Source organism: Solimicrobium silvestre (assembly GCF_002976435.1).
Lineage (GTDB): Bacteria > Pseudomonadota > Gammaproteobacteria > Burkholderiales > Burkholderiaceae_D > Solimicrobium > Solimicrobium silvestre.
Window position 1 is genome coordinate 18,400 of sequence record NZ_PUGF01000001.1, and the last position, 15,962, is coordinate 34,361.

The 15,962-nt window shown below is 45.4% G+C and carries 15 protein-coding genes and 1 pseudogene; 3 read left to right on the top strand and 13 right to left on the bottom strand.

Going from position 1 to position 15,962, the window contains the following annotated elements:
• Window positions 1-727 precede the first annotated feature (727 nt).
• Window positions 728-1,957, top strand: a complete 1,230-nt coding sequence (locus S2091_RS00065) for an Ig-like domain-containing protein (protein WP_105529745.1) — start codon at window positions 728-730, stop codon at window positions 1,955-1,957.
• Between the two features lie 214 nt (window positions 1,958-2,171).
• On the opposite strand, the gene S2091_RS00070 is transcribed toward S2091_RS00065, so the two are convergent.
• The 8 genes and pseudogenes from S2091_RS00070 to S2091_RS00100 all read right to left on the bottom strand — a co-directional run bounded on the left by S2091_RS00070 (window position 2,172) and on the right by S2091_RS00100 (window position 8,745).
• Window positions 2,172-2,912, bottom strand: a complete 741-nt coding sequence (locus S2091_RS00070) for a polysaccharide lyase family 7 protein (protein WP_165794864.1) — start codon at window positions 2,910-2,912, stop codon at window positions 2,172-2,174.
• A gap of 246 nt (window positions 2,913-3,158) precedes the next feature.
• Window positions 3,159-3,809, bottom strand: coding sequence for an alpha/beta hydrolase family protein (locus tag S2091_RS00075; protein WP_105529747.1), 651 nt, complete (start codon window positions 3,807-3,809; stop codon window positions 3,159-3,161).
• Window positions 3,810-4,011: 202 nt separating this feature from the next.
• On the bottom strand, window positions 4,012-5,592 hold the full coding sequence (locus S2091_RS00080; protein WP_105529748.1) for a S41 family peptidase: 1,581 nt from the start codon (window positions 5,590-5,592) through the stop codon (window positions 4,012-4,014).
• A 127-nt stretch (window positions 5,593-5,719) separates the two neighbouring features.
• Window positions 5,720-6,274: a cysteine hydrolase family protein gene (locus tag S2091_RS00085; protein ID WP_105529749.1), complete on the bottom strand. Its 555-nt coding sequence runs from the start codon at window positions 6,272-6,274 to the stop codon at window positions 5,720-5,722.
• An 85-nt stretch (window positions 6,275-6,359) separates the two neighbouring features.
• Entirely contained in the window at window positions 6,360-6,962 is a 603-nt protein-coding gene (locus S2091_RS00090; protein ID WP_133166832.1) for a hypothetical protein, read from the bottom strand.
• Between the two features lie 226 nt (window positions 6,963-7,188).
• Window positions 7,189-7,590 (bottom strand): annotated as a pseudogene (locus S2091_RS00095) (phytanoyl-CoA dioxygenase family protein); the annotation flags it as partial.
• 108 nt (window positions 7,591-7,698) lie between these two features.
• Window positions 7,699-7,848: a hypothetical protein gene (locus S2091_RS23905; RefSeq protein WP_165794865.1), complete on the bottom strand. Its 150-nt coding sequence runs from the start codon at window positions 7,846-7,848 to the stop codon at window positions 7,699-7,701.
• Window positions 7,849-8,091: 243 nt separating this feature from the next.
• Window positions 8,092-8,745, bottom strand: a complete 654-nt coding sequence (locus S2091_RS00100; protein ID WP_133166833.1) for a hypothetical protein — start codon at window positions 8,743-8,745, stop codon at window positions 8,092-8,094.
• Between the two features lie 695 nt (window positions 8,746-9,440).
• Between S2091_RS00100 and S2091_RS00110 the strand changes: the two genes are divergently transcribed.
• Window positions 9,441-9,896 carry a MarR family winged helix-turn-helix transcriptional regulator gene (locus S2091_RS00110; RefSeq protein WP_105529753.1) on the top strand — a complete coding sequence of 152 codons (456 nt, stop codon included), beginning with the start codon at window positions 9,441-9,443 and terminating at the stop codon, window positions 9,894-9,896.
• 20 nt (window positions 9,897-9,916) lie between these two features.
• A complete protein-coding gene (locus S2091_RS00115) occupies window positions 9,917-11,326 on the top strand; it encodes an MATE family efflux transporter (protein WP_207769577.1) in 1,410 nt (469 codons plus the stop codon).
• Between the two features lie 163 nt (window positions 11,327-11,489).
• Here S2091_RS00115 and S2091_RS00120 read toward each other — a convergent pair whose 3' ends face one another.
• The 5 genes from S2091_RS00120 to S2091_RS00140 are packed head-to-tail and all read right to left on the bottom strand — an operon-like array spanning window position 11,490 to window position 15,878.
• The gene (locus S2091_RS00120) at window positions 11,490-11,777 is read right to left on the bottom strand and encodes an XRE family transcriptional regulator (protein WP_105529754.1); all 288 of its coding nucleotides are present in this window, start codon (window positions 11,775-11,777) and stop codon (window positions 11,490-11,492) included.
• Between the two features lie 2 nt (window positions 11,778-11,779).
• On the bottom strand, window positions 11,780-12,124 hold the full coding sequence (locus tag S2091_RS00125) for a type II toxin-antitoxin system RelE/ParE family toxin (RefSeq protein WP_423828217.1): 345 nt from the start codon (window positions 12,122-12,124) through the stop codon (window positions 11,780-11,782).
• 44 nt (window positions 12,125-12,168) lie between these two features.
• Window positions 12,169-13,149 carry a GlxA family transcriptional regulator gene (locus tag S2091_RS00130; RefSeq protein ID WP_105529756.1) on the bottom strand — a complete coding sequence of 327 codons (981 nt, stop codon included), beginning with the start codon at window positions 13,147-13,149 and terminating at the stop codon, window positions 12,169-12,171.
• Window positions 13,150-13,156: 7 nt separating this feature from the next.
• On the bottom strand, window positions 13,157-15,382 hold the full coding sequence (locus S2091_RS00135) for a xanthine dehydrogenase family protein molybdopterin-binding subunit (RefSeq protein WP_105529757.1): 2,226 nt from the start codon (window positions 15,380-15,382) through the stop codon (window positions 13,157-13,159).
• A gap of 37 nt (window positions 15,383-15,419) precedes the next feature.
• Window positions 15,420-15,878: a (2Fe-2S)-binding protein gene (locus S2091_RS00140; protein WP_105529758.1), complete on the bottom strand. Its 459-nt coding sequence runs from the start codon at window positions 15,876-15,878 to the stop codon at window positions 15,420-15,422.
• Between the last annotated feature and the right edge of the window lie 84 nt (window positions 15,879-15,962).

The window sequence follows — 15,962 nt, forward strand, 5'->3', positions numbered from 1 at the left end:
TATGCCCTAAATAGGGCATTTAACCCAAAACTTAAGTCCGATATGAGCAGTGCACCCCATGTTCAGGCACTAACTTGCATAATTAATAACCGCTTGACTGTTGCTTTTTTATCCTACTGACGACAATTCAATCGCCGTCATCAGCGAGTTCGAATATAAATCCAGAACGGGCATTGATAAATACGGATCTACACTGGGACATCGGTGCTAGCTAATACCATTCGCCTAAACCTCTTTCATGCGCATGATGTCGCGGTGCGGCTCCCCAAACAAACGGCTGTATTCCCGACTGAACTGGGATGCACTTTCATGCCCGACACGCACAGCTGTGCTACCGGCGGGTGAAACGCAGACGCGTAGCTGAATGAGTTCAGCAACTGATTGCGTTAGTAGCTTCGCTACGGATCACACTGAATGGTTAACATTTTTTATGCGCTACCGAACCGAACTTATCTTGAAATTTAATTATTCTTAAATATTATTCAAGGATAAAAGGAAATACCGTAGATTACGGTGAACTTGATAAATTAGATTCTTATAAAGATATTAATCAAAATGCCCAAGCCTCAGGTTCATCTTTAACGAGGGAAAAACATTAATCGCTAATAAAGTTAGCCATTACCAAAAGAAGCATTTGAGTGTTATTAAAGAAATTGTGATGGACGTACATATCAAGTTGGATCACGGGTAATTGAATACTTAGCAACCTATTAAACCGGGAATAAATATGACAAATTACATTGATAGTAAATTAATATTTTTTGATTTAAAGCGTTGTCTAATTTTGTTTTTCATATTTATGATGACCGCATGCGGGGGAGGCGGAGGAGGAAGTTCCAGTAATTCGTCAAATCCAACTCAATCAACTGCAACAGCAACTCCACCGCCAACATTACAAAGCATCAACGTAACGCCCACTTCGTCGAGCATGGCTATAGGCTCAACTCGGCAATATATTGCAACTGGCAAATACTCAGATGGAACATCTCAAGCTATTCAATCGCCAACCTGGAGTTCATCTTCAATTGCAAATGCTACGATCAGTTCAACCGGTCTTGCAACAAGCTTGCAGCCAGGAAATACTGAAATCACTGCTTCATCGAACGGAGTGACCGGAAGTGCAAATCTAACGATTACGGCAGCAAGTTTGCAATCAATCGTAGTTACAGCATCTTCAACAAATATTCCATTAACTTTTACGGAGCAGTTTTTAGCTACAGGACATTACTCAGATGGGTCTACTCAGGAATTACCATCTGCAATCTGGAGCTCCTCAGCAAATACGGTCGCAACAGTTAATTCAACAGGATTGGTCACGTCAACGCAATCTGGAAGCACAACTATTTCAGCTTCAGTCAATGGAATAACTGGCAGTTTGGCTATAAGTGTGACGACTGCAACGCCTTCGTCTATTTCTATTGTGGAAAATTATGGCACTAGTAGTTACTTGCCACAGGCCTCTATTCCAACAACTTTGTATTTAGGTTCTGTCATACAACTTACTCCGCTCGTTTTGTATACCGACGGTAGTTCGATGGTATTGTCATTACCCGTAAATAGCACTTCAATTAATACTGTAGCAACCATTACTTCAACAGGCGTGCTAACTCCAGTGGCTTCGGGAACAGCAGTAGTTTCTGTATCATTTTCTGGATTTACAGCCAGTATTACATTTACGGTTTCTTCTGCAACCTTAACTTCCGTTGCTATTTCGCCGTCATCGTTTAGTGTTTCCCCTTCATCCAGTCAAACGCTTACAGCAACGGCCACTTACTCTGACGGCACCTCTCAAGTCATACAGGAGCAAGTTGTTCAGCCGATCACTTGGAGTTCTTCTGCAAACAATGTTGCAACAGTATCGCAGGGAGTAGTTAATTGGGTCAGTGCTGGAAATGCTGTCATTACAGCTACGTTCGGCGGAAAATCTGGAACCGCTTCAGTAACTTTGTCGCCTTAATTAATTGGTGTTTTCAATCAAAAAACAGGGATTCATTTTTCTCCCTGTTTTTTGGTCGCTGGTCATATTTGCAAATACGATTGAGAGAGTTTTATTGGCACGAAAAAAATGAAAACGATACAACCATCTATTACAAATCTGAGGAAGTATCAGTCATCGATTTATGACAGCAAATTCAAAATTCTAAAACAGTCATTTAAGATGCTTCGACAAGCTAATTTAGCTTATAGAAAAACACAACTCCGTTTGCACCAGACGTCGAATTATCCTGCAGATAATTTCCGGCCTTGAAGTAGACGGTCTCATTGTCCCAGCTGGCATCATATGTAAAAGATTGACTGGCTCCATTAACTGTAACCGTTACTGCATGATCTTGTTGCACAATACTGTAGGTGAATTGTTCGCCCAGAGCGATTCCTTTTGCAATCGTAGATCTGATTTCCGTTGTATTTAAACTGGTCTTTACTCCCGCAACAATATCGCCATTGTGCCAGCGCAATTTAAGCGCTTCCGAACCTTTTCCATCACCGTGGATCTGGCCAACAATGAGGTCCCGGTTGTCTGGCTGTTGAGTAACAGCCAATGTTGCCGTTAAGCTGTGACTATCTGTGAAATTCCATTCGCTGAGACTGCGCAATTCAGTGCGCGGATAGTGCGAACCTCTTGTGGTGGCACCGTTGCTTGGACAAGAAAATACCATCGCTCCGCTGGATTTATCCGTGTAAAAATAATTCGATTCGTAGTCCCGTAGCATTGCGGGGGCGACTTCCACAACACTATGGCCGTTTGCGACGGGTAATTGCAGCTTATAACCGGACAGGTCAAAATTTTCCCCAGGTGCCTTAGCTACATCGACTCCCGTATTCGATGATTTATTTTCAGCCGCCAGAGCGTTGATGCTTGTTATTGCTAACAGCACAGTTAAGGCACTGGTCGCTAATGTATTTATTTTCATAAGTTTATTGCTATTTGGTTGAGCAACTAGGGATTTGTTCGTATAACCGCAACGTGAGTCTCGCATCCGATGAACTTGAACGAATCCTAACCGCCGCATTGCAGTCATACAAAAGTTAAAGACAATAAATTAAAAATTTACAAATGGCAACTTTAAACTCAACTATAATTATAAAATATATAACATTAGTTCGGCACTTTCCTTAAAGAGTCGCCGCCAGCAGCCAGTCGAGCTTCTCAAAAACGGTCAATCGATTGTGTGGAAATTTCCAGCAATCTGATTAATTAATAGTTCAGATCGTTTGTCCTTAAAGAATTCCCATGCTTCTTCAGCAGCCTCAATATCTGCGTTTTGAGCGCCGACTAAAAAGGTAAGCCATCTTGGATAACGTTTCATTACGCTTGGTTCTGAATGGCCTCCATTTTCAATTCGTATCAATTCAACCTGTAACGCATGCGCTTCTCCACCCCAGATCATTCGCGTATCTTCAACAATTACCTTGTCAATGATGGCATTGATAAAGCCAGTGTCGTCGGTTTTGGGATTACCAGCTATTTCAGAACAGCTATCGTTCCAGCATATTAATTTATTGTTTTTGCGTCCATCAGGCGCGACGATGACCAATTGCTCTCGTTCAGCGATCTCTAACCACATTGATAATGGTGATGGCGGAAACTTCAAACCAAGAATTTGCGCGGCTGAAGCACCTGCCCCATGCAATAGAATGACCAGAGGGCGTTTATTTGAAGAGGCACGACTTGGTAATGCTTTTAGATAGTGACGCTTGCCTTCTGGTCGATTGATCTCTACAGATTCTATTTTTAAAGGCTCACTCGTACTCGCGACGGAGCCGAAAAAAAACTTGCGGAGTATAGATGTGGTCTTTGAATGTGCCAAAACTTATGTGTCCTAATTTTTTAAGTGGCAGTTATTGGCTTCCGTTTTAACTGATCGACACAAACAACATCCATTACGATTTATATTCCTTGAAATTTTCTCAGTATATAAAACGTGAATGTGAATCTATCAACGATTTTCCACGTCACATATCGTGCGGCACTCAGCTTTTCTGACGCAATTCCGAGTTAGCAAAACGCAGTTATCCTCCTGTTGAATCGCGATACTTCAGCGCCAAATCCTTTTCAACCACCTTCAACAAATTGGCAGTTGACCATTCAAGATCATCGACTGTAATCTCCGGCAAATACCCTTGCCCTGACACACGCGGTCGATTTACATACATTTTATTAGGGATCAGTACATCAGCAAAACCCGATGGCAATGTTTTAACGCGTACTTCCATATAGGTAGAATCAGCCGAACTTGGTGCGCCGATTAGCTTGGTGCCAGCGAAGCGAGTAAACACATCCAATGCATCAAGACATGCGCTCGCACATTGGCCCGGTACGATCACATAAACAGGTTTGCTCAACGGGACTGGGTCTGTCGGCAGGTCAACATTCGGGTCGGTGACTATATTTTTACCTGCCTCATCGCGCGCAATATAATACTTGTCACCTCTCAATAAGGCCGCTTTCATGGCATTACCGTTTTCACTGGCCCATGCCGCGGAATCCAGTATTTCTTGCTGTTTGAACTGATCAACCAAGCCAAGCATGTAGTCCGTATTGTCTTGCGAGGCTCGCCACCAAACTTGGTAGTCTCGCGAGTAAGCATCCATTTTGCGATTAACGCGCGCTTCGCCCCACAAGGCTTCGGCAAAATGCTTGCTCCACATGGACGAGCCGCCCTGGTTATGCCGTAAATCAATAACGATCGCATCGGCATTCAGCATGTGCTCTCGTTTTTCGAGCACCTCTGCGCTTAACTTTAAATAAGCAATACGCTCAGCTTCATTAGGATCAAAAGTCGGCATCGCAACCCAGAACAACTTAGCTCTGGGCTCAGTCAAACCCACGGGTAATTCATCACCGTTATAAGCACGCTTGCGCCATTGTTCAAAATTTGAATCGGTCGCTTCCCACTTAATATCGCGCTTAAAGAGTTGCCCATCAAAAGAGAATTGACACTGCTGTGGCAAAGTCACAAACGGATTGCCACGATCAACAAATACTTTACCAGCCCGCACCCACCAATGTCCCACTTCATCGCTTCTACCTTCAAATGCAAAGACGTTGTTCAATATCACGTCCTTGATCTGCACGCCGTCGCAGCTCACTATTTTTGCGCCAACGTGGAGATCAGCGTGCTCCGAAGCGTAAATATACAAGCCATCACCACGCCAGACAGAAAAGAAACCCGGCCACCGCGGCACTGGCATTTGTTTGTCATCTAGCGTGGAAAATGCGCCGGCATGACCGTCATGTAACCCCGTATTGAATGCGCTGATTGCTGCCGCATAGCCAGCAGCATCGTGTACTTGCGACGCAATGGCTAACCCATTTTTTTTGGCAAGTTCGAGTTTATTTATAAAATCTGGATTATGCGGATCATAAACACCCGGATGATTATTCAGGGTTTCCTCATAAGCGGCATTCAAATCTATTTTTGCCGCAACAGCCCATTCTTCGGCAGAACCTGGCGGTGTCTTTAAGCTTGCATTGGCAACAGTATCAGCGCTGACAGATGCGCTCACCATGTAACAGGCACTGGCGATTAACAGGCAGGCGATACGTGAAATAAAGTGATTTGGGCGCTGTAGATAATGCTGAGAATTCATAGGCTCTTTCGAAGGAATTGGTTAGTAATGCATTCGATATTAGTTTGCAAAAATGTCTGAGCTTGGTCCTGAATATTGCGCAGACTTTACTCTTGAGTTCATGTACGACATGAACCCACTGCCTCTCTTACCGCGCTTTTAATAATTCATTTGTAGTCATGATCATTGCATATTCCCCATCCAGATTGGAAAGAGCCATCGCATGTACAACGTCAGCATCGCGTAACGTTCCAGCATAGTCGACTTGATCGTAGGCATAAGTGCCGTCTGCGACGACTATCGCTTTAAACCCGAGATTTCCTGCGCTTCGTGCAGTAGCTTCCACCGAATTATTAGTGCTAACGCCGACGATCACGACATCATTAATATTACGAACACGCAGCCAGCGTTCCAAGCCTGAATTAATAAATGCATCGGGCACATTTTTTTCTACAACATGTTCGCCATTTAATGGTTGAAGTTCATCCTGAAACTCCGCACCAATTTGTCCAGGCCAAAAAACAGAACCAACCGTGCGAGACATATGCCGCACGTGAATAACCAATCCACCAGTTTGACGCCATGCAGCAAGTAGCTTTGCAATATTGGATTCCGCTTGCGGATTGTTTCGATGATCAGGCTTATAGCTCTGCATCCCTTTTTGCATGTCAACGATGATTAGTACCGGTTCAAAATTTTTCATTTAAAGGTCATTCCAAATTATGCAACGATCAGTTGATTTCTTAACTCTTTTTTCAACGATATCTGAATAGCCTGCTACCGCCACTCTAAAGCGCTCGGTGCTCCAGCATCGGAATCGCAGTTAGCCGAAATGCGACAAATGCCATAATCAGCGTTAGGCCCATATTGATTAGCGCAGATCTTATATCAGGCAATAACTGGCGAGCAATGTCACTGGATAGTTCCTCAAGATCGGGGCCCAGATATTCGACAACCTTCCGCTCAACAAACTGCAACTGGCAAAGCTCGGCTTTGATTGCTTGGAGCACAGCAGATTTAATCGGTATTAATAGGCTTCGGGTCTTCAAGCAATTCATCAATTGCGGCCAGGATTGCGCAAAAGTTATGGTGGTATAGGTAGCGACGCAGGCATACGCTATATAAAACGGGATTGCTGAATGAAGGAAATAAACTGGCAATATCGAAAAAAGCAGTAATGCGTTTTGCCATAGGATTGTGTTTATTAGGGATCGATGAGCTCCAGCAAGAATCTGGTAAGCGCGCATAGTCGCTTCCAATTTTATCTTTGCTGCGATTGAGTCTGATATAGCCTTCTTAGGTGCATCAAGGACGATACTGCCAATTTTTGATGGAACAAACGGTGTAATCAGCGATTTCATCAATTTGCCAGTCAAATTTTCCAATCCCATTCTTAAGTCCCTGTAGTTATGTGATTATTTTTATTTATGGTTGCGAATTTTTTATAGTTCATGCAAATGTGTGTTCGGTGTATGTTTGCAGCGTGCCTTATTTTTTCAATTGCCGATACAGGTCAGATATACAAAAGAAGGCTGATTTATGCGAACACGTTGTTGTCCGCTTGTGCCGGACTGCGGCAGTCAAAACATTCACAAATTAATCTTACATTTGCATTTTTCACTTTAATCCAAACGGCAATTCGGGCGGTGCAAATACAAAATGCAATACTCTCCGTTTACTGTGTCCAGTTGATTTGGACGATGCATGTAAAACTAATGGCTTTATTAATAGCGCACCACCTTTGGAAACGGCACATAGCGTTTCACCGATTTGATCACGCAGCGCTAATGCGCCTTCATTTTTTATTCGACCATATTTATGAGAACCAACGACTACACGAAGTGGGCCATCATTTTCCCCACATTCATCAATATGAACTCTCACAGCGACGAATTCATTTAGAACAGTATCTGGTGGTTGAACAAAAATTGAACCTTCCTTTTCTGCCCAACCAATTAACTCTGGGTGATTGATCTTCGCAGCAACCGGGATACTCAAATCTTGGTGAATTGGTACTAACCAATTCTGATCCGTTGATTTTTCAAAGAAAAAACACTATACCGCAACTGCATTTTTCGGCAACATTGAATAAATTAAGTGGTGTTTGCGAATTTTTCCAACTAAATCTTAGCACCACGAGTAATTGAGCAAATTTCTAGTTCCAACAGATTCAGTATTCAAATTTGAAATGGCTGAATTTAATAATGAACATTCATCCTGATCGAGGAAAGCGGCAACAATATGAATGCCGCTTTCATCAAAAACCGCTTTATCCATTTCAGCAATTTCTCCAATTTATAGCTTCAATAGCTAAGGCCGATTTATGCCATTTTTGGACGCGCTAACCTAGACAAAAACGAGCATTGCTTTCGCTATTGCAAGGACAGCTAACGCGAAGATACCAGCTCGACACTCAGCGGCAAAATCATGAAAGACTAATTTATTGATCGCATCGAAATGTTGGATCAGCAAAGAAGGTTGGGCTGATAAAACCCTAGCCCAACCTTCGGCGCTACTTGCTCAGTTTGATGCTGCAGGAGTGGAGGTCTTGACGATGCCATCGGTGAGCACCAGCTGGGTAATCGTTCTTAACTGCGGTGAACCATCAGCAGTGAAGGTTTCGTAGATGGATTGCACGACATTTTTCTGTTCCGGGCTATACCAGACGGTATACACGCCATCACCACCGCCGGTCGGGCTGTCCAAGGTCCAGGCTAATTTGTAAACAATTTTAAGGGCTTTGACCTTACCGGATGGCATGTCAACGTTTTCCCATTGGACTACTTCGGCATTCCAGGTAGAAACCATGGTTTGCGCAACCGCATTAGCGGCTGTCGGCGCTATCTCGGATTTGGACTGGAGCGACCATTTCTTGCCTATCTCCAGCGGCCATTTATACCAAACCTTGATAGATTTTTCTCCGTGAAACATGATGTTTTCGTTCATGTCAGCACGCACAGTGCTTTCCGTAAACTGTGGTTTCGTAATGTCGCCGTTCGCGGAAATATTGGTAGTTTCAAATGAACGACGTAAGTAGTCGCCAGCAATTCCGATATTTTTCACTGTATAACGCTGGATTACCTTACCTGTCCATAAATCCTTTTTCATGAACTCCCATTTCTCCCCGACGGCATAAACCGGCGCATTGACTGATTGCGCATAGGATGAGTTCATGGTAACGGCCAGCACGGCTGTGAAAAATATCAATTTTAAATTAAAGATCTGCATGTGTTTTTCAATCTTGGTAAAGTTAAACGGGAAACAGGTAGGTAATGAAGCTTTACAGCAAAAAATTTCGCCCAAATGTCTGACCAAATAAACATCAAAATATTGACTTATAGCATTAAATCTCATCTAGGCCAGAAACGCCACTTTTTTATCAATCTTCATTAAATTTTTCATATTTTGAGTCGCGATTACCATACATTGAGGATGATTGAACACACTCAAGTCATCTGTTGTTTTTGTTACAGAGCCTCGAAAATATTTGCCTGAGTAAACGACGGTACCGACAACCAAGCAAATCAACAAAATTTGGAAAATCAATTATTACCAATGCAGCTTGCGGCAAAAACTTGAACCCGTTGGCGAGCACACATTGGTGCAAGCAGCGCACAAATAGTTACTCATAAATTTCTTCGGCGACCATTCATTCCCTCTTACTACTGACATGCTAGTTTTCAGTCATAAAATAATTTGACATATACTTGTGTACTCAAGTATTATTCAAACTTAAATCAACTATAATCATTCAATGAACGCAAATGAGCATCGTATTCACGGCCCGCAAGGCACTGAAAACACGTTAGTTAGAATTTAGGACCAAGCCCCGACAACATTGATCTAGCTTTATTAAACCAAGAGACCCCATGAACGCCAACACCGAACCCTCCGCTTCGCTTGATTTCTGTCTGCAACTGACACGCGCCACGGCCACCATCATTTGTCGCATTGATAATGCTCCCGGCAATTTACACGGTTTGAGTTTTAGCGACTTCATGCTACTGCTGACTTTAAGCCGGGCAGTTGGCGAACACATGCGTCGCGATGATTTGGCGGAGTCTCTTGGGCTCAGCGCTTCAGGCATTACTCGCACCTTAATCCCGATGGAAAAAATTGGCTTGGTCACGCGCCACGTTATTGCACAAGATTCGCGGGCTGGTTATGCAGTTTTATCTAAAACGGGTAAAGAATTACTGGCTCACGCTTTAGTTAGCACCGAAGCGATCAGTCAGGAAGTGATCCAAACCACCAACCAGGAACAACTTGACGCTTTATCTGCCGCACTGGATCAATTGGCGAGATTAAACCTGTCTAACAATTAACCATTTCAACCGCAAATCAAATGATAAAAGATCTGACCCAAGGCTCGATCCGACGCCACTTAATCACCATGTCAATTCCGATCGGAATCGGCATGTTTGTTCAAACCCTGTATTTCATGGTCGACCTGTATTTTGTCGGGCGCTTGGGCGATGCGGCACTGGCAGGCGTGAGTGCAGCGGGCACCATTATGTATATCGTAATGGCCTTGACGCAAATGCTGGGCGTTGGCACGGTAGCGCTCATGGCGCGCGCCATCGGTGCGCATGACAAGGTAGATTCCAATTTGATTTTTAATCAAAGCTTGCTGATGTCCGGGCTGTGTGCCGTCGTTATTCTATTTACCGGCCTGGCACTAACTCCCTACTATTTCCACGCCCTGGGTGCTGACCCGCAAACGACGGAAATGGGGGTGAATTATTTACGCTGGTATGCGCCGGGTCTTGCGCTGCAATTTATATTGAACGCCCTTGGTTCGGCGCTGCGTGCCGGCGGAATAGTCAAGCCCGTAATGTTGGTGCAGATCATTTCCGTGTTGATTAATATCGTGCTGGCTCCGATATTAATTGCTGGCTGGGGCACGGGCTATCCGCTCGGTGTATTAGGTGCTGGCTTGGCTAGCTCCATTGCGATTGCGGTTGGTGTCATCATGGGGGCCGTTTATTTTGCAAAACAAGAACACTTTGTGCGTTTTCAGCGCAACCAGATGCACCCACAATGGGGAGTGTGGCGACGTATTTTGAATATTGGTTTCCCGGCAGGAGCCGAATTCGCCTGCTTTTTCGTGTTTATGGCGGTCATTTACAGCATCATCAGTCATTTCGGCCCTGCGGCAATGGCCGGTTTTGGGGTGGGTTCGCGTTTGATGCAGGCGATCTTTTTACCAGGCATGGCCATCGCCTTTGCCGTACCTGCTATTGCCGGACAAAACATGGGAGCAAAAGCCATGGATCGGGTGCGGGAAACGATGCGTCAGGCGATGTATTTAGAGGTTGGTGTGATGGTGTTGTTGACGCTGGTTTGTAAATTCCAGCCAAGCTGGTTGGTGGGCACCTTTGCCAGAGATCCGCAATCAGCCTTGGTGGCGGCGGAATTCTTGCATATTATTTCCTGGAATTTTGTGGCGACAGGATTGATCTTTGTTTGCTCCGGTTTCTTCCAGGCTCTTGGTAATACCTGGCCTTCGCTGCTGAGTACGGGCACACGCTTATTTTTGTTTGCCATACCCGCGTATTGGTTGTCTCAACAACCTGATTTTACGTTGCATCAATTGTGGTATTTGTCGGTGGCGACAGTGGCTTGTCAGGCGATGATGAATTTAGGCATGTTGCGTTGGCAATGGAAGAAGTCGGTCGCTGGGATGGCTTCAGGTTCGGCTACCGGCGTTGCTGAAAATAGGAATGCAGGTGAGTTAAATTTAAGTACTGAATAGTCGGGTTTGGGCAAAGCCCAGATAGAGCATTGCCCGATCGATGCAACAATTAATGGATAAAACAATTTTTTAACACTATTGCCAGCATCAGGTACGCGCTATCATAAATTGTATGACGAATGCGGCATTGGCTTTTAGCTGATACTAAATCAGCGCATTCAAATTAAACCGAAACAAGCTCCAGCCTGAGTTTTTTCCCGAGAGCGGAGGCGGCACTGGAGAGTGTCGTCAAAGTCAGGCTGGTATCTTTTTCATCCAGCAAACGATTAAGTGCGGCGCGGCTAGTGTGCATTTTCTCTGCCATTGACGTTTTAGTGAGTTTTTGACGCTTCATTTCCTGTGAAATCTGCCAGGCAAGAACGCGCTTTACTGCGACAGCCGTGGTCTCATCGAGTATTCCATCTTCCGCAAGAAAATCATCAAAATTACTACCAATATATTTATTATTCATTATTAACTCCCCTTGCTATTTTTCAGTCGATTCATTGCGGTTTGCAAATCATCTTTAGGCGTTGTTTTCGATTTTTTGATAAATCCGTGTAACAACACCATCCGTTTATCCACAACAGTAAATAACAGCCGTGCAATTTTACCTGGCAATGTTATTCTGACCTCCCACAATGCCGCGCCCATCTTGCGTACCAATGGCATACCTAAAGGCCAACCGATTTGCACGGTTTTTATATCCTCGCCAATGATCTTACGTTCGGCGTGCGGCAAGGTACGCAACCATTCTCGTACTGGCTCAGTTCCCGCGTCTGATTTATAAAAATGCACTATTAAGGTTTGTGGTTCCACTCGCCAAATCGTACCAATATTGGTACGAAATTACAAGGAAAACCTCACCCTGCGCTCAGTTTCCTCTGGCGCTCTTCACGTGGAGTAATCCCAAACTGAGTACCAAACGCAGTAGAAAAATGCGCACCCGATGAAAATCCGCACATCAAACCTATCTGCACAATAGAACTATTCGAATCCAACAATAATTGCCGCGCTTTTTTAAGGCGCAATTCCAGGTAATAACGTGAAGGCATAGTGCCGAGATATTGCTTGAATTGACGCTCTAGCTGGCGGCGTGAAAGCCCGACTAATTGAGCAATATCGTCGGTGCTCAAAGTTTCTTCAATATTATTTTCCATCAGCGTCACGGCTTCGCTCAGTTGCGGTTGCAATACGCCAAAGCGCGTTTGCAATGCGATGCGCTGCCGTTCATCGCCATTGCGTACCCGTTCTACACACAGCGCTTCCATTACGTGGGCTTGGACATCAGCGCCGAACATGGCATGAATTAAGGTAAGTGCAAAGTCTATGCTGGCAGCGCCACCACAGCAGGTTAAACAATGGCCGTCGAGCTCAAATAAATTCGGCATTAAGATGGCGTGTTCCGCAACTTCATTGGCTTCGGCGTATAACGCCCACGGTAGCGCAGATCGAATCCGTTCCATTTTTCCGACATTGGCAAACCAAAGAACTGCAGCACCAACCGCGCCCCAAAAGCGCGCTTGCTGACAGAGTTGAGCCAGCTTACGGATTTCATCATGGCTGGGCGCGGACTTCAATTCATCCGCTATCAATAAAACCAGATGCACGTTTTTATTGATTTTTTTTAGCTCAGAATCGTCTATGTTCGATAAGGAATTAGACAAGCGGTGCAGCGTCACAATAATCCGCGCCGCACCTAATTGCTGCTCGACCAGGCGTAGCGGAGTGACTAAGCCAGCTAAACTCAAACCACCAGCACCGCTACCATTTTCAGGGTCGATATGCAGCAATGCAATTCGGATAGGCGCATCACTACAAGCTAACGATAAAAATGGCTGCATGCTGGAATTACGCTTTTTCTAAATCAAACGGCAACTTACGCAAACGCTTGCCAGTTAACTTTGCGATGGCATTGGCAAAGGCTGGCGCTAACGGTGGGAAGCCAGGTTCGCCCATGCCGGTCGGCGGATCAAACGAAGGCACGACTGCTACGCTAACTACGGGCATATCGTTCATTCTGGCGACCGTATAATCATTAAAATTTTGCTGTTCAACTACACCATCTTTAAAGGTGATAGCGGAGCCCGGCAGCGTGGTGCCTAACGCCATTAACGCTGCACCTTGCACCTGCGCTTCGATCGTGAGTGGATTCACTGCTTGGTTGCAATGCACACCGGCCCACACTTTGTGCAATTTAGGAACGCCTTTAGTAACCGATGCTTCCACAACATAGGCCACTACTGAATTAAACGATTCATGCATTGCTACGCCAAAGGCATGTCCTTTGGCTAGCTTGGTTTTGCCGTAGCCAGAAGTTTGAACGGCTAAATCTAACGCAGCAATATGTCGTGGGTGATCTGCACCTAGCAGTTTTTTACGGTAAGCAACCGGATCGCTACCAGCTAAATGTGCAGCCTCATCCAGCAGAGTTTCCATGACAAATGCGGTATGCGTAGAGCCAACAGAGCGGTACCAAAGTACCGGCACATTCGCTTCTGCATTATGAACGGAGATTTTCATCGGTACGTTATAAGGCCCGCCTAGCCCCTCAATCATGGTTTCATCAACGCCGTCTTTCACCGCCATTTTTTCTAATGGTGTACCGATTAGTATCGATTGTCCGACGACTGTGTGATCCCACGCCAACATATTGCCTTGCTTATCAAAACCAATTTCCGCCAGATGCAGATGTGACGGGCGATAGTAACCGCCTTTAATGTCATCTTCACGGCTCCAGATAACTTTGATTGGCCCAGTCTTTCCCTGTGCGCGGTAAGCTTTGGCAACCTGCACTGCTTCCACAATATAGTCAGAAGTCGGCACTCCGCGTCGGCCAAAACCGCCGCCTGCCATCATGGTGTTAAAGGTGACTTGCTCTGGTTTCAAACCGGCAGTTCGTGCCACCGCCGCCTGATCAAAAGTTTGAAATTGACTACCTGCCCATACCGTGCAAGCCGCATCACTTAAATCAACCACACAATTTAAGGGCTCCATTGGAGCATGAGCGAGGTAGGGAAATTCGTATTCGGCGCTGATTTTTTTAGCCGCACCAGCCAACGCAGATATGTCGGCTTTTTTAGCAACAGTGCCAGGTGTTTTAGCCAACGCTTTAAATGCTGCAAATTGTTGCGCTGTATCGACTTTAGCGACGTTGCCGCTATTCCATTTAACCAGCAGCGCATCACGCCCCTGTTTGGCTGGCCAATAACCGTCTGCTATCACCGCGACACCAGAACCGCCACGGTCAGTCGCCACTTTAACTACGTGCTGCACACCTTTAATTGCCAAGGCATTACTCGCATCTAAACTAGCCACGGTGCCGCCAAAAACAGGTGCTCTGGCGACTACTGCTACTTTCATATTGGGCAAACTAAAATCGATGCCGAATTTTTGAGTGCCTGTGGATTTGGCAAAGCTGTCGATACGCAGCGTAGGCTTACCGATTAGTTGAAAATATTTAGGGTCTTTGAGCGCTACTTTTTCAGGTACCGCTTGCTGCATCGCCGCTTCGGCCAAGGAGCCGAAACTGGCTTTGTAGCCTAGCGGCCCTGTCACCATACTATTTTTTGCGCTACATTCAGCGACCGTCACTTGCCATTGTTTTGCAGCTGCCGCAATTAACATGGCGCGCGCAGCAGCACCAATTTCACGGTATTGGGTGTAAGAATTTTTGACGGAAGAAGATCCACCAGTCATTTGCATACCGAATATGGGGTCTTTAAAAACATCGCCAGCCGGCGCTAATTCAGCTCGCATGTGTGACCAGTCTGCGTCTAACTCTTCAGCGATTAACATCGTCAAACTGGTCGTTACGCCTTGCCCAAATTCCAGCCGATTGATGGCGACAGTAATTGTATTGTCTGGAGCGATGCGTAAAAACGCATTCGGAGTGATGGCTTTTTTTTCATTCGCAGCCAGTGCAAATTTATTTGCGCCCGGTACAAAAAATCCCAAGATTAGACCACCGCCGACTACGCTGGCGGCCTTTAAAAAACTGCGGCGAGTAATCCCAACATCTGCAGCGGCATTATTATCAACTTCAGTGAGCTGAGCATTCATCCATTCGATACGCATAGTATTCCTCCGATGAGAGTTGCACTAAGTGGTAGGGCTAAGCCAACGTGGCAGAGGCGTCTTTAATCGCGGCGCGAATCCGTTGATAGGTTCCGCAACGACAAATATTGCCGCTCATGGCGTTGTCAATATCGGCATCTGTGGGTTTTTTATTCGAAGATAATAAGGCGGTAGCACTCATGACTTGACCGCTTTGGCAATAACCGCATTGCGGCACGTCGTGTTTAACCCACGCATCTTGCACGGCCTTGCCGATTTTGTCGGTTTCCATCGCTTCTATGGTGGTGATTTTTTTACCAACTACGGAAGAGATCGGGGTAATGCAAGAGCGGATCGCATCACCATCCAAATGCACCGTGCACGCGCCGCATAATGCCGCGCCACAGCCGAATTTGGTGCCGGTCATATTTAAGGTATCGCGCAGAGCCCACAATATTGGTGTGGATGGATCTAGATCTAACTGCGTATCTTTTCCATTAATATTGAGCGTAATCATGCGTTTCTCCTGTTAGGTTGTGCATTATAAATTACCCAGTCGTGTTACGTTCCTGCTGTACATCGTTTCGTTCAATCGAATCGT